Genomic DNA, 20,604 nt, shown 5'->3' with positions numbered 1-20,604 from the left:
CGTGGCCGCAAAAAAAAGCGCCGCGCGTTTTCGCGCGGCGCCGGACCCAACAGGAGAAGGGCATTTCCAATGCCCGCCCGACGGGCGGGAGCCATCAGCCCTGTTTCTGGATCTCCACTGAATGCGGATAGGGGATCGATACGCCTTTGGCGTCAAAGGCTTCCTTGATCGTCTTGGTGAGTTCGAACCTGACGTCCCAGTAATCCGCCGCCGCACACCACAGGCGCGCCGTCAGATCGACTGAGCTGTCACCCAGATTGGTCACACGCACCCAAGGCTCCGGATCGCTGTGAATACGTTCATCCGCCTTGGCCACATCCAGAATAATTTCCATCGCCTCATCTGCGCTGTCGCCATAGTCAATGCCAAACACCAGGTCGACGCGGCGCGTATCATGCGCAGAGTAGTTGGTTATGATCGATCCCCATGACTGGCCATTCGGAACGATGATCTGCACGTTGTCCGGCGTCACCAGTTCCGTCGTGAACAGATTGAGGTCTTTTACGGTCCCCGCCGTCCCGCCGATATCGACATACTGGCCCAGCTTGTAGGGGCGGAACACGACCAGCATGACACCAGCGGCCAGATCGCTCAGCGTTCCCTGCAGGGCCAGGCCGATGGCCAGCGATGCGGCACCCAGAATGGCCACGATACTGGTCGCCTGTATCCCAAAGATCCCCAGTACAGCGACGACAACCATCGCGAGAATGACCCATTTGATGATGCTGGCGGCGAAGTTGCCCAAAGTTGGATCGATCTGAGGTGTTCTGTTGATCCTGCGACGGACCATACCGCTGATTGCACCCGCTGCGATCCAACCCAAAATCAGGACAATCAGCGCCTTGCCTGCATTCAGCGCAACCGGCAGATAGCCGTTTGTCATTTCTACAATCTGGTCCATTTCCATTCCCGATCACTCCCTAAGCCGCAGTTTTCGCTATCCTTAAAACAGAAATCTGTGCATCTGCGCAGATCCCAAACAATTGATGCAACAGCAGTCACTTTTTCAGCATGCCGCAAGTCTCCTTACGTTTATCCGGCTCGCTCTGGCCTGCCCGCGATTTTTCGGTCTGTTCTTTCCGCCTTTTTCGCGCGTTCCTTCGCACGATTCACCAGTTTTCCCGGCAGGGGCAAACCCCAAGTGTTGTGGTTTCGTATAGGATGACTGCGCCATTCTCACAAACGCGCAATCATTTTCATGGGAAAGGCGGCATGTTTTTCCCCAGTGACGCCAGTGCTTGGAATCCGACCCGTCACGCCGAAGACGCCAGTCAGCAGCAATCAGCACGGACCGGGGCCGTTCGCAAGGGCGCCTGCATTCAGACGGTAAATCCGAGGAAAATGACCTGCGTTCGGTCCGCAGATCACTTCGGCAGCGCGCCGGTCAACACATAGCGCAGGACACCGACAACCTGTTCCGGTGTCTCGGTCACGGCCAGCGCGGCAGCGTCCACCTCTTTCAGCGCGTGCTGATGATCTGGCCCGTGCATCACGATCAGAGATTTACCCAAAGCCGCCGCGTAACCGGCATCAAAGGCAGCGTTCCATTGCTTGTATTTGTCGCCAAACCGAACCACGACCACATCCGCATCGGCGATCCCCTTGCGCGTTCTGATTGCGTTGACCATCGCGCCCTTGTGGTCATGCCAGTATTTGTCTGTCTCGGCGCCCAGAATAACAACGCCGCAATCGTCACTGGCCGCATGATCCGTCACCGGGCTGTTGAACGCGATGCTCAGCCCCTTGGCACCTTCGATGATCTGTTCACGCCAGTCCGTATGGATTTCCCCGGACAGATAAACGTTCAGCATGGCTTTCTCCTCTCCAGACAACAAAGGGGCGCAACCGCCCCTTCATCTTTTTGAAAATACTCCCGCCGGAGGCGGACTCCATCAGCCCCGCAGCGTACCGCCCGTGGCCTTGGCGACCTTTTCAACGATCCTGGCGCTGACGGCTTCGATGTCTTTTTCCTTCAGCGTTTTGTCCGTCGGCTGAAGTCGCACGGTAATGGCCAGGGACTTTTTGCCTTCACCTACACTTCCACCGATAAATTCGTCGAACACACGCACGTCCTCAATCAGCGCCTTGTCGGCACCTGCCGCAGCATTGACCAGTGTCAGGGCCTCGACCCCGGCATCGACAACAAAGGCAAAATCGCGCTCGACCGCCTGCAGGTCACGCAGTTCCAGCGCCGCGCGGGTGGCGCCGGATTTTCGGGGCAAAGGCACCTCGTCCGGCCAGATCGTGAAGGCCATTGCCGGTCCCTTGATATCCATCGCCTGCAGGACGCGCGGGTGCAGTTCGCCAAATACACCCAGCACCTTCTTCGGGCCCAGACAAATCCGACCGTGACGACCCGGATGCCACCAGGTGTCACCGTCACGCAGAACCTGAACCTTGGCAGGTGCGCCGATCGCGGCCAGAACGGCTTCGGCATCCGCCTTGGCGTCGAACACGTCGACCGGGCGCGACGCGCCATGCACATCCTTGGGGCCATTTCGACCGACCAGCAGGCCGGTAATTTGGGTCTTCTGATCGCCCGGTTCGCCATCATGAAAAACCGGACCGACCTCGAACAAAGCCACGTCCGCGTACCCACGCGCCTGATTGCGGGCCGCAGCCTGCAGCAGCCCCGGCAAGAGGTCCGGGCGCATATGGCTCATCTCGGACGAGATCGGATTTTCCAGCTTCGTCGCATCATCGCCCCCGCCAAACAGCGCGGCCGAGGCCTGATCGATGAACGTGTAGCTGACGCATTCGTTGTACCCAAGCGCCGCACAGGTGCGTCGCGCCATCGACTGCCGCCGCTGCGCCGGGGTCATCACCGGCTTCGGAATGCCGTCTGTGACCCGCGGCAATGGCTTTCCCTGCAGCTTGGTCAGGGACGCAATCCGCGCGACTTCTTCCACCAGATCGGCCTCACCCATGACATCAGGGCGCCAGCTGGGAACATGAGCCATCTCGCCTTCCAGACGAAAGCCCAGTCGGGTCAGGGTCTGGCGCTGCTCGCTTTCGGGGATGTCCATGCCGACCAGGGACCGAACCCGCGCCGCGTCCAGCTTGTAGGCGCGCGCGTGGTTCGGCGCCTTGCCTGCCTCGACCACGTTCGAAACTTCACCGCCACAGATATCAAGGATCATCTGCGTCGCATGCTCAAGCCCTTCACGGGTGTATTCCGGATCGACGCCACGTTCAAAACGGTAACGGGCATCGGAATTGATCCTGAGCGCCCGGCCCGTCAAAGCAATCTGAACGTGATCCCAAAAGGCGCTTTCGAGGAAAACGTTAACGGTCTCTTCGGTGCAGCCGGTTTCCTGCCCGCCCATGATGCCCGCAATCGATTCCGGGCCCTTGTCATCCGAAATCACCATCATACCGGGCTGGATAGTGTATTCCTTCTCGTCTAGTGCCACCAGCTTTTCGCCGCCTTTGGCGCGGTGAACGCGCAGGTTGCCCTGCACCTTGTCCGCGTCGAAAACGTGCAGCGGGCGGTTGTGGTCAAAAGTCATGTAGTTGGTGATGTCCACCAAGGCCGAAATCGGGCGCAGACCGATTGCCTTCAGCTGATCCTGCAACCATTGAGGGCTGGGACCGTTCTTGACACCCCGGATCAAACGACCGGTGAAATGCGGGCAGCCATCCAGCGTGTCCTCGTCAATCGTCACCTTGATCGGGCTTTCGTAGTCTCCCGGAACCGGCACGTAGTCACGCTGTTTCAGGGTGCCAATGCCACGCGCGGCCAGATCGCGGGCAATCCCTTCGACGCCCAGCGCGTCCGGACGGTTCGGAGTGATTGCAATCTCGATCATCGGATCGACTTTCGAGGGGTCATTCTCAGCCAGCCAGTCAACAAACCTGTCGCCGACTTCGCCTGAAGGCAGTTCGATGATGCCGTCATGTTCGTCCGACAACTCAAGCTCGCGTTCAGACGCCATCATGCCGAAGCTTTCGACGCCACGGATCTTGCCCACGCTGATCGTCAGGTCCAGACCGGGGATATACATGCCGGGTTTGCAAACAACGACCGTGATACCCTCACGCGCATTCGGGGCACCGCAGATGATCTGCAATTCGCCTTCATCGGTGTCCACCTTGCAGACGCGCAGCTTGTCCGCGTCGGGGTGTTTCTCGGCGTGTTTCACATAGCCCAGCGTAAAGCCCGCCAGCCGGTCCGCCGGGTTCACGATCTCTTCGACCTCTAGCCCGAGATCGGTCAGCGCCTCGGCGATCTCATCAACCGAAGCGTCAGTGTCGAGGTGGTCTTTCAGCCAGGACAGAGTGAATTTCATTGCACGGGGCCTTTTTTGGCAAACATCCAGTCGGCAAAGGCAATGGCAAAGATTGCGCCGGGGTGCAAGCGCCGCGCGTCACGGATAGGCTGGGGTGCGGCCCAAAAGCTCATCCAGTTGCCAGCCGATCCAGCCATGAGGGATGAAATGTCCGCCGGGATGGGTGTCCAGCACCACCTTTCCCCGCGCGCAATCGGTCCATTCCACCCGGCTGAGCGTCAGGAAAGGCTCGACACTCCAGTCGCCGCGCGGGGTTGCGGTTGCACAGCCGAGTTTTTCCCGCCACAGCGCCACCGGATAGGTCGTATCGCCGCCCGGACCAAAGGGGAAGCTCATTACTGTGTCATCGGTCCCGTGAACATGGCGCGCCTGGCGCGGGGATTCTGGGCAATCCTCGGTCTGCGGGATACTGCCCGCCACGGCCAACAAAGCGGTCACGTCATTGCCGGACTGGCAGACAAAGCGCCACGCCATCGCGCCGCCATAGGAATAGCCCGAGACATAGATGCGTTCAGGATCAATGGGATAGTGTTTGGCCACATCCTTTAGCACCCGGTCGGCAAAACCCACGTCGCCAGTGTCCGGCGTCCAGAAATCCCAGCTTTTGCCCAGGCCGTTCGGCGCGACCAACAACACGCCCCGCAGCTTCGTGGCCCCTGCGATGCGCTGATGGTTGACCACCACGGCCCCCTGCCGCGCCCAGCCGTGGAAATGCAGCAGCACCGGCAGAGGCGTTTCGCCATCCCATCCATCCGGTTCAAGCACATGATACGAGCGGTCGCCCAACGGGCAGGCGGCATCACCGTGGCAGTCGGTTTTCCAAGGCCCCATCGCAAGGGCCGGAGTGACAGAGAGCAGAAGCAGGCAAATCAATCGGTACATCATGGACCGAGCCTAGCTGCCGCGATTGCCGTGTCACGTCAAATAGCTGTTATTGAGCGCGCGTTAGGCACATCGCCGATAAAACTGCCGGTGCAGGAATTCACCGGTTCCAAAATCGCTGGCCGGCTGCTTGCGGTAAATCTCCAAAGCCAGCGCATCCCCGGTAAGATCGGCCACATAGACAGATCCCGGCCGCTGATCGATGGTGAACAGGATGCTGTCGCTTTCGCTGAACAACTTCACCGGCGCATCCACAACTTCGGTAAACACCCTGAGGTCTGCGGTCAGTGTAAGATCCAGCCCCTGTCCGGCAAATGTGAGCGTAGAATTTCTATCGATCACGTTTTCATCGGTGGCGCACCAGCGGCCCAGAACGGCCTGCCGCTGTTCGGGTCTGGCCTGAGGGGTACCGTTCGAGATCGGGTCCAGCAGCCCGACACTGATCAAACCACCCCACAGCGCCAATATCGCGGCAACTCCGGCAAGAAGGGTCAGAAATAACTGCTTCGGGGGTCGGTCGCGTAATACCTTCATGAGAAACCTTGTCTGGCCGTTGAAATATCCCCGAGCCTATTTTCCCGCTATCACGCTGTATATGATGGATATTTCCAGGACATTTGTTCGATGTTGATTGTGGCAAACCGGTAACGACGACGCTGCAATCTGCCGACGAGCCACGCCAATGCCAGACCGTGGGATGGCGGTCCTCGGTGAGTGATGAGAAATTTATGCTGGCAAAATCCGCGTGCCGTTCACACGGGGTGCTAATGGAGACAAATCGCCAGCCCGTGCGGGCGGGGTCGTCCAGAAGGTTTGAAGCAATGGCGCCGCAATGAACGACTGACTGCGCGGCAGTATCGGCCTTTGCTCCGCGCTAATCAGAAAAGCGAACTAGTCACCACCAGCTCCAGAACCCCGATTTCTGTTTCTTTATCAAATCTCGGGTCTTCTCGTTTTGCAGCCTGCCTCTCATCTGGAATGCCCCGACCCGCAAGAACTCAAAACCAGCGATTAGAACGCCAGGCAAAAACAGAAGCGCCGACCCGAAAAAGATGATCAAGACCGCAGCCGAGACACTTTTCCAAACCCACAGTGCAAGAGCGGGCGGCGCAAACATAGCGAGAAATAGGCTCACAAGCCAAAGCATCGGATGTTTAGAAACCTGACGCTTCCACCAATTGCGATATGCGGCCAGCCAGTCGTCCAAAATGTTCCCTAGCGAGACAAACCACCATGCAAGTTCGGCATATCCAGCGCTGCGAAACCGTAATGGCGCAGCCAGCGCAGGTCGCTGTCAAAGAACGCCCGCAGATCCGGGATACCGTATTTCAGCATCGCCAGACGGTCGATGCCGATGCCAAAGGCAAAGCCCTGATAGACCTCAGGATCAATCCCACCGGCGGCGATCACCTTGGGGTGAACCATGCCCGAGCCCAGAATCTCCATCCAGTCGTCGCCCTCGCCGATTTTCAGCTGGCCGTTATCCCAGGAACAGCGGATATCGACCTCGGCCGATGGCTCGGTGAAGGGGAAGTGCGAGGCGCGGAAGCGCAGTTCGACGTCGTCGACCTCGAAGAAGGCTTTCACGAACTCTTCCAGAACCCATTTCAGGTTCGCCATCGAGATGTCCTTGTCGATGGCGAGCCCCTCGACCTGATGGAACATCGGCGTGTGGGTCTGGTCATAGTCGGCGCGGTACACACCGCCCGGGCAGATCACGCGGATCGGCGCGCCCTGCAACTCCATCGAACGGATTTGCACCGGCGAGGTATGAGTACGCAGCACATGCGGCGGGCGGTTGTCGCCTGCGGCGCGGTGCATGTAGAACGTATCCATCTCGGCCCGCGCGGGGTGGTGGCCGGGGATGTTCAGCGCGTCAAAGTTATGCCAGTCGGTCTCGATCCGCGGCCCTTCGGCCACCGAGAAACCCAGTTCGGCAAAAATCGCGGTCAGTTCCTCGGTCGCCTGGCTGACCGGATGAATCGAGCCCTGACGGCGGGCGCGGGTCGGCAGCGTGACGTCCAGCCATTCGGTGCGCAGACGCTCATCCAGCGTGGCGTCGGCCAGAGCGGCTTTTTTGGCGGATAGCGCCGAGTTGATCTCATCCTTCAGGGCGTTCAGCGCCGGGCCTGCAACCTGGCGTTCCTCGGGTGTCATTTTGCCCAGCTCGCGCATCTTCAGCGCGACTTCGCCCTTTTTGCCCACGGCGGCCACGCGGATCGCTTCGAGTGCGTTCTCGTCGCCCGCGTCTGCGATCTGACCCAGATATTTTGCCTTAAGATCGTCCATGACGCTTCCTGACTTTGGCCCCTGAATGCTGTTGCGGACCTGCTATCACAGCAGCCCGCGAAAGCAAGAGGGCGCGCACATTCAGGCGGAACGTAACAGCGCGGTGGTTCTGTCCTGCCGCACCGGGCGCGCAGCAAGACCATATGCCTCGGGGTGATTGCGCAACTGCGGAAACAACGTCAGCAACTCGTCCCGAGTGTCCGATCCCAAACCCGCAAGCCCCTCCTGCCCTGGAAAAAAGCTCTCGGAGATCAGGCCAGAGGTGGTGACAAGCTGATGGCGGTTAAACAGCAGATGGATGTACCTGACAATGTCGCAAGGGTCTTGTGTCACGGTCGTGCCGTTGACCAGAGATATCGCGGGAACCAGAACCTCGTCTTCGCCAAACAGCAATTCGGCCTGCCAACCGGTGATCAGGATACGATGCTGGGGAGACACCAGAATTTCGACCTCGGCGCCAAGTGTACCCGCATGGATCCGGATCGGCGCAAAGCGGCCACGACCTGAGACCGTGCGCCCGCCAACCCAGCGAACCGGCAGTGGCCCGTCGTCGATTGTGTGCACCAGATCACCCAGCCGCAGATTTTCGACAGCGCAACGTCCGTCGGGCGTCTCCACCATTGTGCCCGCCGTGAAACAGGCCGCACCACTGTCGCCGGGGGCCACTGACCCGTAGGTCAGGGTATCCGGATCGGGCTGATTGAATTGCAACGTTGTCGTGGTCTGGTTCGGTCCGACCAGAACCGGCAGGTTGACCGAAGTCTGCCCCGCCGCAAGCCCGTTTTGCGCGACGATGTTCGTTGTGCCGCCACCGATATCGTAAAAATCGATGACCTGACCAGTGTTCGTATTGGTCAGTGCATAAGCTTCGTAGTTGGTCGGCCCGCCACCGTTGGGATCCGTCAGAAGGATCGGGAAGTCATCCGCCGATATGACAAAAACAAGCTCGTTGTTGTCGGCATCGACCGACATCTGAACTGAGGGATGATCCAGCGGAATTTCGATCCCGACCTGCCCGTTTGCCTGGTAGAACGAGACCGTGAAATCTGCCGGAATCTCATCTGGGCGCAGTGCGACTTCAAGAAATTCGTTTACGCCCGAACTGGCGGCGTAGGCGTTGGAATAATGAAGTTCACTGATACGGGCCATGGATCACTCGCGCGACGGAATGCGTGCTAGTATCTGACGGCCCGCAAGAAGTACAAGACATTAGGCCTGTTTTGGCAAATCATGCCTTAACGCGCCCGATGGTCTCAGTAGCTGTATTCAGGGTAAATACGGGTCAGATCGCCGTTCCAGTCTCCATAGAAGTGATCCAGCAACTCGTCTGCCGGAATCTTACCGGTCTCGATACTGTCCTTCAGCGCATTCAGGAAATGGGTCTCATCGGGGACCAGACCTCCGGCGCCGGGGCGCGCACGGGATTTCAGGCCGGCCTCGGAAATGGCCACCACTTCGCGTGCCAGATCATGCATGCTGATGTTGCCAACCCGCGCCTGCAGCCCGTCTTTGGCGGCCTCAACCCGCAGCGCCTCGCGGGTTTCCGCGTCCCAGCCTTTGACCAGATCCCACGCCGCATCCAGCGCGCCCTGATCGTAGGTCAGCCCGACCCAGAAGGCAGGCAGCGCGCACAGGCGGCGCCACGGGCCGCCATCGGCACCGCGCATTTCCATGAACTTCTTAATCCGCGCTTCGGGGAAGGCGGTGGTCAGGTGGTCGGCCCAGTCGGACAGGGTCGGGGTTTCCCCCGGCAGCGCCGGAAGTTTGCCCTGCAGGAAATCACGGAAGGACATGCCCAGCGCGTTGATGTATTCGCCATTGCGGTAGACGAAATACATCGGCACATCGAGCGCATACTGAACGTAACGCTCGAACCCGAATCCGTCCTCGAATACGAAGGGCAACATCCCGGTGCGGGCATCGTCCAGATGCCGCCAGATGTGGCTGCGCCAGCTTTTCTGTCCGTTGACCTTGCCTTCGAAGAACGGAGAGTTTGCAAACAGCGCCGTTGCCACCGGCTGCAACGCCAGTGCCACGCGCAGTTTCTGAACCATATCGGCCTCGGAGCCGAAGTCGATATTGACCTGTACCGTGCATGTGCGCCGCATCATGGCGCGGCCCATGGTGCCAACTTCTTCCATATAGTCGTTCATCAGCCGATAACGGCCCTTGGGCATCAGCGGCATCTGGTCATGGGTCCAGATCGGAGCCGCCCCCAAACCAATGAAACCGACACCAATCTCGTCGGCGATATCCTTCACCTCGCGCAGGTGAGTGTTCACCTCGTCACAGGTTTCGTGGATGGTCTCCAGTGGGGCACCCGACAATTCCAGCGCGCCGCCCGGTTCAAGGCTGACATTCGCGCCGTCCTTTTCCAGACCGATCAGATGCCCGGCTTCACGTACCTCGCTCCAGCCGTGACGGTCGCGCAAGCCTTCAAGCACCGCAACGATGGACCGGGTGCCTTCAAACGGCAGCGGTTTCAGCGTGTCCTTGCAATACCCGAACTTCTCATGCTCGGTACCGAGACGCCAATCGGCCTTGGGCTTGCAGCCCGATTCCAGATATTCGGCCAGTTGCTCGTGGCGTTCGATCGGCCCGCCGCCGGACTGGGGAATGGACATGAACCGCGCTCCGCTCCTAAAGTGTCTGTTGCTGGGTCAGTCGTGGTCGCAAACGCGGCCAGTGTCAATGCAGGCGCACATGCGACGGGCGCGAGGGCGTGCGTTCCCAGATTACCACCGGATGCGGCGATCCGCCGTTGAGTTCCGACAACATCTGTTCGGTTTTCAGCCCCGGCAGGGCCGAGAACACATCAAATAGCGCCTCGGCGCCTTCGGCGTTCACAGGAATGTGAAGTGCGGGCTGTCCCGGCTGGTCCAGCACCCAATGCGCCGGGTCCGAGGTCGGGTCCAGCGCCAGCCTCTCGATTTCGCGCGCTGCGACAATGCCGCCATCCAGAGGCCCGAGATAGGTGATCTGCCCCTCATCTATTGTCACGACACCGGGACCACCCGCGCCCATGCGGAATCGCACCCGCTGCACCCCGATCACCGCCAGCGCCGCCGCCACGGCGACCAGAATCCAGCCCATCCAGCCCAGCAGCCCGCCGGGCCCGTTAATCCAACTGAGGCCCACCAGAAAAACGGCGACGGCCACCAGCACTTCGCGCCAGCGCCACAGGGCCAGTTTCGCTTCCGGGCGGATGAAACTCATGCGGCGGCCTCCTTTTCCGTCTTGAACAGGTTCACCGAGAACTGACCTGCCCGAACAAATCCCACTGCGATATAGGCCCGCGCCGCAAAATCTGAAGCGGCAAAAAGTACGGCACGTGACACACCCTTTGCGCGCGTCTCGGCCAGATGCAGCGCGACGGCGGTTCGGGCATGGCCGCGGCGGCGCAGTTCAGGCGGCGTATAAACCCCGCCGATCTGAACCACGTCTGGCAAAACGGCGTTGAAACCGGTCATGCAGACAGGTTGGTTGTTCAACAATAACGCCCGGTGGCTGTCCAGGCTCAGATACCCTTCGATGTCGCGCTCGGCCTGATGTTGCGCCTGATCCGAGTCCTTTCCCAAGGATTCCAGATGGTAGCTGTGCCGCCAGTGAACGGCCAGCGCCCGGTCAATTGCCGACAAGGGGACAAGGCGCGCTCCCGGCAGGTCTGGAATAATCAGCTGTTCCAGTTCCAGCGAAAAGGCAGGCTCATCCCGGCTGAGGATAGCGGGTCTGTTTTGCCAGCCAGCCAGTTGCAAAATGCGCCGGGCTTGGGCGGCCTCACCGATCACACCGATGACCGGGCGGCTTTTCAACATCTTTAGTACCGCTTCAAGCTCGGCATCGGTGCAATCCCGGCACTGCGGCAACAGCATTCCTTCGTTCGTGATGGCCAGAACGGCGCGCGGCGGCTCGCCCAGCATCCAGACCTTTAGGGACCGGGGTTCCGATCCGTTCAGTCCGAAGTCCCGCAAGTTGGCCAGCGGAAACATTGAAGATTGCAGGTGACGGCGCAGGAATTCCTCGATCGCGGGCAGGTCGGCGGCTTGCGCCAAACACCAGGTCACGACCAATCCCCCAGCGCCTGCTGCCACATGGTCAGGGCCGCCACAGTCGCGGTATCCGCGCGCAGAATGCGCGGGCCCAGACTGACCACATGCGCATAAGGCAATGCGGTCAGGCGGTTGCGCTCACGCTCGGAAAACCCGCCTTCGGGACCGATCAGAATGGCCCACGGCCCGCCCTTTTCCTGTTCGGCCAGCCTCAGCGCAGAGCCTACTTCCGCCTCGTTGCAGAACATCAGTTGCCGCCCATCGGGCCAAGCATCCAGCACACGGTCCAGGCGCTGCAGCTCACAAACTTCGGGTACGAAGGTTCCGCCGCACTGTTCGGCGGCCTCAACCGCATGGGCCTGCAAACGGTCCTGCCGGATGCGTTCGGAATTGGTGAATTCGGTCTGCACCGGCATGATCCGAGCGGCACCCATTTCCGCCGCCTTTTCAACGATGAAGTCGGTGCGTGCCTTTTTAATCGGCGCGAACAGAAACCAAAGGTCGGGCGGCATCTGCAACGGTCTGGTCTGTTCGACACAGGCCAGCGTGCCGCCGCGTTTGCCTGCCTCGGCCACCTCGGCCAGCCACTCTCCGTCCCGGCCGTTGAACAAGGCAACGTGTGCCCCGACAGCCAGACGCATGACGCCGAACAGGTAATGTGCCTGCTCGCGCGTCAATTCAACGGATTGCCCCCGACCCAGAGGGTGCTCTACATACAGTCTGATTTTTGCACTCATGAGACCTTACATATGCAAGGCAATGTCCCAACACCAGATGGTCAAGTCGCCGATGCCGTCAGCGGCAACTGGGTCGACACCCATGCGCCCGCGTTTGCGCGGCCCTACCTGCGCCTCAGCCGCGCGGACCGGCCCATCGGCACGTGGCTGCTGCTGATTCCCTGCTGGTGGGGCCTTGCGCTGGCAATTCTCAGCGACGGAAACCCACGCTGGGAGGATCTGTGGATCGCGATCGGCTGCGCCATCGGAGCCTTTCTTATGCGTGGTGCAGGCTGTACCTGGAACGATATCACCGACCGCGAATTTGACGGGCAGGTGGAGCGCACACGGTCCCGGCCGATCCCGTCCGGACAGGTTAGCGTTCGGCAGGCGGTTGTCTGGATGGGCCTGCAATGCCTGCTGGCGCTGGGGATTCTTCTGACTTTCAATCAGGCGGCCATCGCCATGGGCGTTCTGTCCCTGTTGCCCGTGACCATCTACCCTTACGCAAAGCGGTTCACTTGGTGGCCTCAGGTCTTTCTGGGCCTGGCCTTCAATTGGGGGGCGCTGCTGGCCTGGGCCGCCCATAGCGGCACAGTAGGCTGGCCCGCAGTTACCCTGTACCTGTCGGGCATCGCCTGGACGCTGTTTTACGATACCATCTATGCCCATCAGGATGCCGAGGATGACGAACTGATCGGCATCAAATCCACCGCGCGGCTGTTCGGGACGGATACGGTGAAATGGCTCAAGTATTTTCTGGTCGCAACCGTCGCGCTTATGGGACTTGCCATCATCGATGGTGCGGCCCAGCAGGCGTCCATCATGGCACTGGTCGTTGCCCTGACCGGGCCATGGGCGATGGGCTGGCACATGGCCTGGCAATTGCGCGGGCTGGATATCGAAGACAACGCCAAACTGTTGCAACTGTTCCGGGCCAACCGCGACACCGGCTTGATTCCGCTGATCTTCCTCTGCGTCGCGCTTCTGCTCTGATTGCACCCCAGGCCACGCCTCTGTAAGAGTCCCGACCAATCGCCCGAGGAGTCCCGAAACCGCACATGCGTTTGCCTTTTTCCATCGCTGTTGTCCTGATCTTTCTCGTGTCGGGCGGTTTGTCGCTGCTGGCGGCCAGTTATGCCGTGACAAAGGTCGAAGAAGCTTCGGAATTTGCCGTGCGCCGGGCGCTGGATCTCAAGGGGCACGACTGGGCCGAAGTGCATTCGGACGGGCTGCGCGTGGTTCTGACCGGCACCGCTTCGGACGAGGCAACGCGTTTCAACGCGCTGACCGCTGCCGGAACCGAAGTCGATACATCGCGTGTCATCGATGAGATGGAAGTTGCGCCCACCACAACGTTGGCGGCACCGCGGTTTTCGACCGAAATCCTGCGCAACGACAGTGGCATCTCGGTCATCGGTCTGATCCCGGCCAGCGTGGATCGTGACGCCATGATCAGACAGTTGGAAAAACTGGTTCCAAACACCCCCGTGTCAGATCTGCTGGAAACGGCTGACTATCCCAAGCCGAAGGGCTGGGACGACGCATTTACTTACGCGCTGAGCGCGCTGGCGAAGCTGCCCCGGGCCAAGATCTCGGCCAGCCCCGGGCTGGTGCGGATCACGGCCATCACCGACAGCCAGAAGGAAAAAGAGATGCTGGAGCGCGACCTGACGCGCGCTGCACCGCCAAGCCTTCGGATCGGCCTGTCGATTTCAGCACCGCGCCCGGTGATCACACCTTTTACGTTGCGCTACCTGATCACCGAAGAAGGGGGGCGTTTCGACGCCTGTTCGGCGCAGGATGACGAGGCCCGTCAGACAATCGTGGCCGCCGCGCAAGCAGCAGGATTGTCCGGTCCTTACAGTTGCACCATCGGGCTGGGCGTTCCCTCACCTCGCTGGGCCCGCGCAGCCGAGCTCAGCATCGGGGCGCTGGCCGATATCGGGCAGGGTTCCGTGACCATGTCCGATGCCGACATCACGCTGATTGCGGCGCAAGGCGCGGACCCCGCCACATTCGACCGGGTCGTGGGTGAATTGGAAAACGCATTGCCGGAAGTCTTTGCCCTGCACGCCGTTTTGCCCGAACCCGACACCCAAGACCAGGCCGGCCCGCCCGAGTTCTCCGCAACCCGCAGCCCGGAAGGCCTAGTGCAACTGCGCGGGCGTGTCGGGGATGAAACCCTGCGGGACATGGTCGACAGTTTTGCCCGCGCGGCCTTCGGCTCGGAACAGGTGCACGTGGCAACCCGCATTGTTCCCGATCTGCCCGCCGACTGGCCGCTGCGGGTGCTGGCCGGGCTTGAGGCGTTGTCGGAACTGCACAACGGTGTTCTGACGGTCACGCCCGAGGTGGTGGAACTGTCCGGTGTCAGCCATGAGGAAGATGCAAAGGCCCGCATAGCCGGGCATCTGTCTGACAAACTGGGCGAAGCGCAGGATTTCACCCTGTCGATCACCTATCAGGAACCGCCCGAACCCGAAGATGCCCTGCCCGATCCGGAACTTTGCGAATCCCGGATTGCCGAGATTCAGGCGACAGGCAAGATCGCGTTTGAACCCGGTTCGGCCACCGTTGCCACCGAATCGCGGGATACGCTGAACCAGATCGCAGAGATCCTGCGGGAATGTGGCCCCATCCGGCTTGAAATTCAGGGCCACACGGACAGCCAGGGCCGCGAAGAGATGAACCAGCAGCTGAGCCAGTCCCGCGCCCAGTCCGTTCTGAGTGAGCTGCGCGCGCGCCGGATCCCGACGGCAAGCTACTCGGCCGTCGGCTATGGTGAAACGCAACCCATCGCGGACAACGACAGCGAAGAAGGCCGGGAAGAAAACCGCCGCATCGAGTTTCGCCTTATCCGGCCCGAACCGGTTGCGGACAGGGAAACCGGGTTAGATGCGCTGGAGGCAACGCCATCCGAGCCTGAAGTACCGGAAAACAGCGCATCTGATGCGGATGCAGGGGATCAGTAAAGTGAACAGAACCGAATTCATCATCGCCACTGCCGTCATCCTGTTTGCGGCATTCTGCATGGGCTGGTTCGCCAACTGGCTGGCCCATCGTCTGTCCCGCGTCCGCCAAAGCGACGTCGCTGATCTGGACCGTATGAGCCAGGAGTTGCATGAAGCCGAAGAAACCCGCGATCAGGCGATTACCTACCTGCAACAACGCGAGGCCGAACTGTCCAACCAGCTGACCCAGACCGAAGCCGAACTAGCCGCCGCGATGGACGGCCTGCGCGCGGCGCGGCAAGAAGCGGAAGAACTGCGCGGGCGGATAAACAACGCCGACTGAACCTTGGCGTCGACTGCACAACCTGAGCTTGCCTCAGGACAACAGTAAACAAGATCGGCGTGTTTTGGCCGGTCTGTTTCTTTCGCCTTCAATATTGGCGACAAATTCAATACTACGAATTGGTGTGTTTTTTTCCTACACACATCACTGTCCACTATCCAGAAAATTGGAGTGTACTATGAATTTCCAAGACACTTTGAAAACCGCCACAGTGCTTTGCGCATTTTCCGCAACCTCAGCCCTGGCTTCCGGCGATGTCATCCCCTCGGAAAACGATACGTTTTCAAATTGGGGGGAAGAATCCGGATGGACCATATTTGTAGATGATACGCGCGGGTCCTGCCTGATCGAGCGCATGGACGAAAACCAGAACGTCGTTCAAATGGGCCTGACCAAAGACCATGAGATGGGCTATCTGGGGGTTTTCACGAAGAATGACATCGGCCTGAAAGGTAAGAAGGAAAAGATCTTCCTGTCACTGGACGGCAACGTTTATGAGGCCGAAGCGCACAAGAAAACCAAGCACTTGGCCGATGGATATACCGGCGGGTACATCCTGGCGAACAACGCTCAGTTCGTTGACGACGTCATCAACAAAAACGAAATGATCGTGTTCCCGGAAAAGGAATTCGCATTCACCGTCAACCTGGATGGCACAAAGAAAGCCATTGAGGCAGCACGGACCTGCAACGCGGAACAATCCGGCTGATCTGCCCTGACACGCGCCGGCATCCGCCCGACGGGTGCCGGTTCGCGTATTACCAGCGGGTCAACGCGTCTTCGTCTTCATCTTTCGCGGCCACCCACTCCGCCCCGCCCGAGGTGATCTCTTTCTTCCAGAAGGGCGCGCGGGATTTCAGATAGTCCATCAAGTATTCTGCCGCCTCGAATGCATCCTTGCGATGCCGCGCAGCCGTGGCGACCATCATGATCCGGTCCCCCGGGGCCAGCCGCCCGTGGCGGTGGATTACCAGAACATCCCCCAAAGACCAGCGTTCCTGAGCCTCTTCGGCGATCCTGGTCAGCGCGCGCTCGGTCATGCCCGGGTAATGCTCGATCTCCATCACATCCAGGTCACCCGTGGCCAGATCGCGCACGATACCGGTAAAGGTCACGATGGCGCCGTTGGCTGCATCCCCGGACGCAAAAGCGTTGGCTTCGGCGCCAAGGTCAAACGCTTCTTCCTGAACGGCAATACGCATCGCGTCAGCCGCCGGTCATGGGCGGAAAGAACGCAACTTCACGCACACCGGCCAGCGAGGCGTCAAAGTCCGAAAGCTCCTGATCCAGCGCTACCCGTAATGCGGACAGATCCGCAAAGGCGGCGGCATAGCGGTCTTCTCGCGCGCTCAGCTCGGCCACAAGGTCGGATACGGTTGCGGCCTCGGTCTCTACCCTTTCTTTCGGCAGACCGATGCGTTCGCGCACCCATGCGAAATACAGCACATCCATCGCTCAGCTCTCCTTCAGATGCGGCATGGCTTTACGTAGGTAGTCGTAGCCCGTGATCAATGTCAGAGTGGCCGCGATCCACAACAACCAAAGCCCGATCCGCCCGGACCAGAACATCCCCTCAAGATGCCAGCGCAGGCCGTTCAGGTCCTCGATCTCGCCCATCAGGACCCGATCGAGAGTTTCGGCATCCATGCCAAAGGACCCCATCACAAAATGGTGCTCGAATATCCCTTGCGAAAACAGGATGGCAATCGCCACCATCTGCGCAGTGGTTTTCCATTTGGCCAGCTTCGTGACTTTCAGCGTCCCGGCCACGTCACCCAGATATTCACGCAAGCCCGAGACGAAAACCTCGCGAAACAGGATGACGGTCGCGGGCAGCACCAGCCAGGGCGTCCAGTGCTCGGCGGAATAGCCGACCAGAATCATCAGGGCGATCACAACCATCGCCTTGTCGGCAATCGGGTCCAGCATGGCCCCGATTTTCGTCTCCTGTTTCCACGCACGCGCCAGATATCCGTCGAACCAGTCGGTGATGGCGGCCGTCAGAAACAGGATCAAAGCGAACCAGTCCGCCCAGGGGCGGGTGAAATACAGAAACATCACGGCCAGACCGGGTGCCGCCAACAGGCGCAGGACGGTCAGGATATTGGGCAGGTTCCACTTCATGGATCGACACTACATCGCCGCTTCGGGACAGAAAAGACGGCCATGCAAAAAACTGACCCGATCACAGGCGGTTGCGGCACTGGTGGTCAAAGGGTCGCAAGCCGGACATCTCAACCAGATACAGCTTGGCGCGCACGCGCTTTGCCGTCAGATTGGCGCGCGGACCGGTTGGGGAACGACAGCAGCATGACACCGCATATTCAAACGGACCCCCGGTCAAACCTGATCGGCAGTTTATGGATGATCTCGGCAATGGCGCTGTTTGCGCTCGAGGACGCGCTGCTGAAAAGCGCCTCGGCCGCGTTGCCGATCTGGCAGGTTCTGATTCTGTTCGGCGCGGGCGGTGCGCTTGTGTTTGGAATTGCCGCCTTGCTGCGTGGCACGCGGCTGTTTCAGCCTGACGTGCTATCGCGCCCGATGAAAGTGCGCGTGGTCTTCGAAATCCTTGGGCGTTTGTTCTACGTGCTGGCCATTGCGCTGACACCCCTGTCTTCGGCCACGGTAATTCTGCAGGCCACGCCCCTTGTCGTGGTCGCCGGAGCGGCCCTGTTCTTTGGTGAAACCGTCGGCTGGCGGCGGTGGAGCGCAATCCTGATCGGGCTGATCGGCGTCGTGATCATCATCCAGCCGACCGGGGACAGTTTCTCGGCCCTCTCCATCCTCGCCGTGTTGGGAATGCTGGGCTTTGCCGGACGCGATCTGGCCAGCCGTGCCGCACCCGCGTCGCTGGGAACCGAAGTGCTGGGGTTCTATGGCTTTCTTTGCATCGTCGTGGCCGGTTTGGCCTATCGGTTCTGGGAAAATGTGCCGATGGCCGCTGTGACCCTGCACACGAGCCTGCGCCTGGTTGGTGCCACACTGATGGGCACAATCGCCTATGCGTCGCTGATGAAGGCGATGCGCACGGGCGAGGTCTCGGCGGTCACGCCCTTCCGCTATTCCCGGTTGTTGTTCGGTATCGGACTGGGGGTCGTCATATTTGGCGAGCAATTGGACCGGACCATGTGGACCGGCAGCGCGCTGATCGTTGCCTCGGGGCTGTACATCCTGTGGCGTGGGCGGAAGGTCTAGCCCTTGTCGTGGAAGTAATCGTAAACTTTCTGGGCCAGCCCGGCTGAGATCCCCTCGACCGCCTTCAAGTCTGCCAGATTGGCTCGGCTGACGGCCTTGGCACTGCCGAAATGCGCCAGCAACGCCCTTTTGCGCGCAGCACCCACCCCCGGAATTTCATCCAGAGGTGTCGCGCCCACCGCCTTGGCCCGTTTCGCGCGATGTGTACCGATGGCAAACCGATGTGCCTCGTCCCTTAGTCGCTGAATGAAATACAGCACCGGATCGTTGCGTTTCAACGCAAAGGGGCGCTGACCGATCCGATGAAATTCTTCTTTGCCGTGATCGCGATCAACGCCTTTGGCGACACCGACCATCGGGATGTCTTCGACACCATGTTCGACCATGATTTCATGCACGGCACTCACCTGCCCGGCGCCGCCATCGATCAACAGCAAATCGGGCCAAAGCCCCTTGTCCCGGTCTGGGTCCTCCTTTTGCAGGCGGGTGAACCGACGGGTCAGAACCTCTTTCATCATGCCGAAATCATCACCGGGGGTCAGATCATCGCCCCGGATGTTGAACTTACGATAGGCGTTTTTCATGAACCCTTCCGGGCCCGCAACAATCATGCCGCCCACCGCGTTGGTGCCCTGAATGTGGCTGTTGTCGTAAACCTCGATCCGGTTCGGCTGACTGTCCAGATCAAACGCCTCGGCCACCCCGCGCAACAGCTTGGCCTGCGTAGCGCTTTCCGACATGCGCCGGGCCAGAGATTCACGTGCATTGCGCAAGGCGCCAGCCACGAGCTCCTGCTTTTCACCGCGCTGGGGCAGAAGAATCTCAACCTTTCGGCCAGCCTTCTCAGACAATGCCTCCTGCATCAGATCGGCGTTTTCAATCCCGTCTGACAGGATCAATTGCCGGGGCGGTTCCTTGTTGTCGTAAAACTGACCCAGAAAAGCTTCCATGACCTCGGCCGCCGAGACGTCTGGCCCCACACGCGGATAGAAATCCTTGTTGCCCCAATTCTGGTTGGCGCGGATGAAAAACACCTGAACGCAGGCCTGCCCGCTGTCCATGTAAAGACCGATGACATCTGCCTCGGCCACCCCGCGCGGATTGATGCCCTGCGAGGTCTGCACCTGCGTCAGCGCCCGGATGCGATCACGCAGACCGGCGGCGCGTTCGAACTCCATCGCCTCGGAGGCGACCATCATCTGTTCGGCCAATTCCTCCTGCACCCGAGTGGACCGCCCGGACAGGAACCGTTCTGCGTCCTTGACGCTTGCGCCATAGTCAGCCTCGGATATCAGGCCGACGCACGGCCCGGAACAGCGCTTGATCTGATAGAGCAGACAAGGTCGTGTGCGGCTGTCGAACATGGAATCCGAGCAGTTGCGCAGCAGGAACGCCTTTTGCAACTGGTTCAGGGTCCGGTTCACCGCACCCGCGCTGGCAAATGGGCCGAAGTAGGCCCCCTTTTCCTTTTTCGCCCCGCGATGTTTCTTGATCTGCGGAAAAGAATGATCTTTGGCCACGAGGATATTCGGAAAGCTTTTGTCGTCGCGCAGCAGCACGTTGTACTTCGGCTTGAGCTGCTTGATCAGGTTCTGTTCCAGCAGCAGCGCTTCGGTCTCGGTTCGGGTGGTCAGGAACATCATCGACGACGTCGCAGCAATCATCCGCTCGATCCGCCCCGAATGCCCCGGACGCGCATAGTTCGACACCCGCGCCCTGAGGTTCCGCGCCTTTCCCACATAAAGAACGCGGCTGTCGCCATCCAGCATGCGATAAACACCGGGTGAGCTGTCCAACGTTTTCACGTAACGCTGAATGCAGGCATAGCCGGTGGGCTGCGTGTCTGATGAAGGGTCGTCCTGGGTGGTCATTGGCCTGAGATATGAT

The 20,604-nt window shown here is 60.2% G+C and carries 22 protein-coding genes; 6 read left to right on the top strand and 16 right to left on the bottom strand.

Annotated elements, in window-relative coordinates; translation table 11 throughout:
• Positions 1-94: 94 nt before the first annotated feature.
• The 12 genes from ACR0J2_RS14930 to ACR0J2_RS14875 form a co-directional block, all read right to left on the bottom strand.
• On the bottom strand, positions 95-901 hold the full coding sequence (locus tag ACR0J2_RS14930; protein ID WP_480813057.1) for a mechanosensitive ion channel family protein: 807 nt from the start codon (positions 899-901) through the stop codon (positions 95-97).
• Positions 902-1,364: 463 nt separating this feature from the next.
• Entirely contained in the window at positions 1,365-1,811 is a 447-nt protein-coding gene (locus ACR0J2_RS14925) for a YtoQ family protein (protein ID WP_170807368.1), read from the bottom strand.
• An 81-nt stretch (positions 1,812-1,892) separates the two neighbouring features.
• Positions 1,893-4,289 carry a phenylalanine--tRNA ligase subunit beta gene (gene pheT / locus ACR0J2_RS14920; protein ID WP_480813056.1) on the bottom strand — a complete coding sequence of 799 codons (2,397 nt, stop codon included), beginning with the start codon at positions 4,287-4,289 and terminating at the stop codon, positions 1,893-1,895.
• Between the two features lie 78 nt (positions 4,290-4,367).
• Complete coding sequence (locus ACR0J2_RS14915; RefSeq protein ID WP_480813055.1) at positions 4,368-5,174, bottom strand: CE1 family esterase; 807 nt, start codon at positions 5,172-5,174, stop codon at positions 4,368-4,370.
• A gap of 60 nt (positions 5,175-5,234) precedes the next feature.
• Complete coding sequence (locus ACR0J2_RS14910; protein ID WP_480813054.1) at positions 5,235-5,705, bottom strand: hypothetical protein; 471 nt, start codon at positions 5,703-5,705, stop codon at positions 5,235-5,237.
• Between the two features lie 361 nt (positions 5,706-6,066).
• On the bottom strand, positions 6,067-6,378 hold the full coding sequence (locus ACR0J2_RS14905; RefSeq protein WP_480813053.1) for a hypothetical protein: 312 nt from the start codon (positions 6,376-6,378) through the stop codon (positions 6,067-6,069).
• Between the two features lie 8 nt (positions 6,379-6,386).
• The gene (gene pheS, locus ACR0J2_RS14900; RefSeq protein ID WP_480813052.1) at positions 6,387-7,460 is read right to left on the bottom strand and encodes a phenylalanine--tRNA ligase subunit alpha; all 1,074 of its coding nucleotides are present in this window, start codon (positions 7,458-7,460) and stop codon (positions 6,387-6,389) included.
• A gap of 81 nt (positions 7,461-7,541) precedes the next feature.
• Positions 7,542-8,609 carry a Hint domain-containing protein gene (locus tag ACR0J2_RS14895; protein ID WP_480813051.1) on the bottom strand — a complete coding sequence of 356 codons (1,068 nt, stop codon included), beginning with the start codon at positions 8,607-8,609 and terminating at the stop codon, positions 7,542-7,544.
• Positions 8,610-8,713: 104 nt separating this feature from the next.
• The gene (locus ACR0J2_RS14890; protein ID WP_480813050.1) at positions 8,714-10,084 is read right to left on the bottom strand and encodes a glutamate--cysteine ligase; all 1,371 of its coding nucleotides are present in this window, start codon (positions 10,082-10,084) and stop codon (positions 8,714-8,716) included.
• Positions 10,085-10,148: 64 nt separating this feature from the next.
• A complete protein-coding gene (locus tag ACR0J2_RS14885) occupies positions 10,149-10,676 on the bottom strand; it encodes a hypothetical protein (protein WP_480813049.1) in 528 nt (175 codons plus the stop codon).
• A complete protein-coding gene (locus ACR0J2_RS14880) occupies positions 10,673-11,524 on the bottom strand; it encodes a GNAT family N-acetyltransferase (RefSeq protein ID WP_480813048.1) in 852 nt (283 codons plus the stop codon). The genes ACR0J2_RS14885 and ACR0J2_RS14880 overlap by 4 nt, the downstream gene beginning before the upstream one ends.
• The gene (locus tag ACR0J2_RS14875; RefSeq protein ID WP_480813047.1) at positions 11,521-12,246 is read right to left on the bottom strand and encodes a 16S rRNA (uracil(1498)-N(3))-methyltransferase; all 726 of its coding nucleotides are present in this window, start codon (positions 12,244-12,246) and stop codon (positions 11,521-11,523) included. Before ACR0J2_RS14875 ends, ACR0J2_RS14880 begins: the two co-directional genes overlap by 4 nt.
• Positions 12,247-12,258: 12 nt before the next feature.
• Here ACR0J2_RS14875 and ubiA point away from each other — a divergent pair, with 12 nt between their 5' ends.
• The 4 genes from ubiA to ACR0J2_RS14855 all read left to right on the top strand — a co-directional run bounded on the left by ubiA (position 12,259) and on the right by ACR0J2_RS14855 (position 16,231).
• Complete coding sequence (gene ubiA / locus ACR0J2_RS14870) at positions 12,259-13,221, top strand: 4-hydroxybenzoate octaprenyltransferase (RefSeq protein WP_480813046.1); 963 nt, start codon at positions 12,259-12,261, stop codon at positions 13,219-13,221.
• 65 nt (positions 13,222-13,286) lie between these two features.
• Positions 13,287-15,200 carry an OmpA family protein gene (locus tag ACR0J2_RS14865; RefSeq protein WP_480813045.1) on the top strand — a complete coding sequence of 638 codons (1,914 nt, stop codon included), beginning with the start codon at positions 13,287-13,289 and terminating at the stop codon, positions 15,198-15,200.
• A 1-nt stretch (position 15,201) separates the two neighbouring features.
• A complete protein-coding gene (locus tag ACR0J2_RS14860) occupies positions 15,202-15,522 on the top strand; it encodes a hypothetical protein (protein WP_170614320.1) in 321 nt (106 codons plus the stop codon).
• A gap of 178 nt (positions 15,523-15,700) precedes the next feature.
• Complete coding sequence (locus ACR0J2_RS14855) at positions 15,701-16,231, top strand: hypothetical protein (protein WP_170807357.1); 531 nt, start codon at positions 15,701-15,703, stop codon at positions 16,229-16,231.
• Positions 16,232-16,280: 49 nt separating this feature from the next.
• On the opposite strand, the gene ACR0J2_RS14850 is transcribed toward ACR0J2_RS14855, so the two are convergent.
• The 3 genes from ACR0J2_RS14850 to pgsA are packed head-to-tail and all read right to left on the bottom strand — an operon-like array spanning position 16,281 to position 17,646.
• Positions 16,281-16,724, bottom strand: a complete 444-nt coding sequence (locus ACR0J2_RS14850) for a molybdopterin synthase catalytic subunit (protein WP_170807356.1) — start codon at positions 16,722-16,724, stop codon at positions 16,281-16,283.
• Positions 16,725-16,728: 4 nt separating this feature from the next.
• Complete coding sequence (gene moaD / locus ACR0J2_RS14845) at positions 16,729-16,974, bottom strand: molybdopterin converting factor subunit 1 (protein ID WP_058281820.1); 246 nt, start codon at positions 16,972-16,974, stop codon at positions 16,729-16,731.
• A 3-nt stretch (positions 16,975-16,977) separates the two neighbouring features.
• Complete coding sequence (pgsA, locus tag ACR0J2_RS14840; protein ID WP_170614317.1) at positions 16,978-17,646, bottom strand: CDP-diacylglycerol--glycerol-3-phosphate 3-phosphatidyltransferase; 669 nt, start codon at positions 17,644-17,646, stop codon at positions 16,978-16,980.
• On the opposite strand from pgsA, the gene ACR0J2_RS14835 reads away from it, so the two are divergent.
• Together ACR0J2_RS14835 and ACR0J2_RS14830 are read left to right on the top strand one after the other, a co-directional pair.
• Entirely contained in the window at positions 17,645-17,836 is a 192-nt protein-coding gene (locus tag ACR0J2_RS14835) for a hypothetical protein (RefSeq protein WP_170679554.1), read from the top strand. The genes pgsA and ACR0J2_RS14835 overlap by 2 nt on opposite strands.
• Positions 17,833-18,717, top strand: a complete 885-nt coding sequence (locus ACR0J2_RS14830; protein ID WP_480813044.1) for a DMT family transporter — start codon at positions 17,833-17,835, stop codon at positions 18,715-18,717. Before ACR0J2_RS14835 ends, ACR0J2_RS14830 begins: the two co-directional genes overlap by 4 nt.
• On the opposite strand, the gene uvrC is transcribed toward ACR0J2_RS14830, so the two are convergent.
• Positions 18,714-20,588: an excinuclease ABC subunit UvrC gene (gene uvrC, locus ACR0J2_RS14825; RefSeq protein WP_480813043.1), complete on the bottom strand. Its 1,875-nt coding sequence runs from the start codon at positions 20,586-20,588 to the stop codon at positions 18,714-18,716. The two genes, ACR0J2_RS14830 and uvrC, sit on opposite strands and share 4 nt — an antisense overlap.
• Between the last annotated feature and the right edge of the window lie 16 nt (positions 20,589-20,604).

Source organism: Ruegeria sp. CG4 (genome assembly GCF_056537185.1).
Note: the sequence above shows the minus strand (reverse complement) of the source record. Positions and strands in the feature narration are given on the sequence as shown.

What these genes read in the sequence shown, in the direction of transcription:
- ACR0J2_RS14930 (WP_480813057.1), bottom strand. Translation starts at nt 901, where the DNA reads ATGGACCAGATTGTAGAAATGACAAACGGCTATCTGCCGGTTGCGCTG.
- ACR0J2_RS14925 (WP_170807368.1), bottom strand. Translation starts at nt 1,811, where the DNA reads ATGCTGAACGTTTATCTGTCCGGGGAAATCCATACGGACTGGCGTGAA.
- pheT (WP_480813056.1), bottom strand. Translation starts at nt 4,289, where the DNA reads ATGAAATTCACTCTGTCCTGGCTGAAAGACCACCTCGACACTGACGCT.
- ACR0J2_RS14915 (WP_480813055.1), bottom strand. Translation starts at nt 5,174, where the DNA reads ATGATGTACCGATTGATTTGCCTGCTTCTGCTCTCTGTCACTCCGGCC.
- ACR0J2_RS14910 (WP_480813054.1), bottom strand. Translation starts at nt 5,705, where the DNA reads ATGAAGGTATTACGCGACCGACCCCCGAAGCAGTTATTTCTGACCCTT.
- pheS (WP_480813052.1), bottom strand. Translation starts at nt 7,460, where the DNA reads ATGGACGATCTTAAGGCAAAATATCTGGGTCAGATCGCAGACGCGGGC.
- ACR0J2_RS14895 (WP_480813051.1), bottom strand. Translation starts at nt 8,609, where the DNA reads ATGGCCCGTATCAGTGAACTTCATTATTCCAACGCCTACGCCGCCAGT.
- ACR0J2_RS14890 (WP_480813050.1), bottom strand. Translation starts at nt 10,084, where the DNA reads ATGTCCATTCCCCAGTCCGGCGGCGGGCCGATCGAACGCCACGAGCAA.
- ACR0J2_RS14885 (WP_480813049.1), bottom strand. Translation starts at nt 10,676, where the DNA reads ATGAGTTTCATCCGCCCGGAAGCGAAACTGGCCCTGTGGCGCTGGCGC.
- ACR0J2_RS14875 (WP_480813047.1), bottom strand. Translation starts at nt 12,246, where the DNA reads ATGAGTGCAAAAATCAGACTGTATGTAGAGCACCCTCTGGGTCGGGGG.
- ubiA (WP_480813046.1), top strand. Translation starts at nt 12,259, where the DNA reads ATGCAAGGCAATGTCCCAACACCAGATGGTCAAGTCGCCGATGCCGTC.
- ACR0J2_RS14865 (WP_480813045.1), top strand. Translation starts at nt 13,287, where the DNA reads ATGCGTTTGCCTTTTTCCATCGCTGTTGTCCTGATCTTTCTCGTGTCG.
- ACR0J2_RS14855 (WP_170807357.1), top strand. Translation starts at nt 15,701, where the DNA reads ATGAATTTCCAAGACACTTTGAAAACCGCCACAGTGCTTTGCGCATTT.
- ACR0J2_RS14850 (WP_170807356.1), bottom strand. Translation starts at nt 16,724, where the DNA reads ATGCGTATTGCCGTTCAGGAAGAAGCGTTTGACCTTGGCGCCGAAGCC.
- moaD (WP_058281820.1), bottom strand. Translation starts at nt 16,974, where the DNA reads ATGGATGTGCTGTATTTCGCATGGGTGCGCGAACGCATCGGTCTGCCG.
- ACR0J2_RS14835 (WP_170679554.1), top strand. Translation starts at nt 17,645, where the DNA reads ATGGATCGACACTACATCGCCGCTTCGGGACAGAAAAGACGGCCATGC.
- pgsA (WP_170614317.1), bottom strand. Translation starts at nt 17,646, where the DNA reads ATGAAGTGGAACCTGCCCAATATCCTGACCGTCCTGCGCCTGTTGGCG.
- ACR0J2_RS14830 (WP_480813044.1), top strand. Translation starts at nt 17,833, where the DNA reads ATGACACCGCATATTCAAACGGACCCCCGGTCAAACCTGATCGGCAGT.
- uvrC (WP_480813043.1), bottom strand. Translation starts at nt 20,588, where the DNA reads ATGACCACCCAGGACGACCCTTCATCAGACACGCAGCCCACCGGCTAT.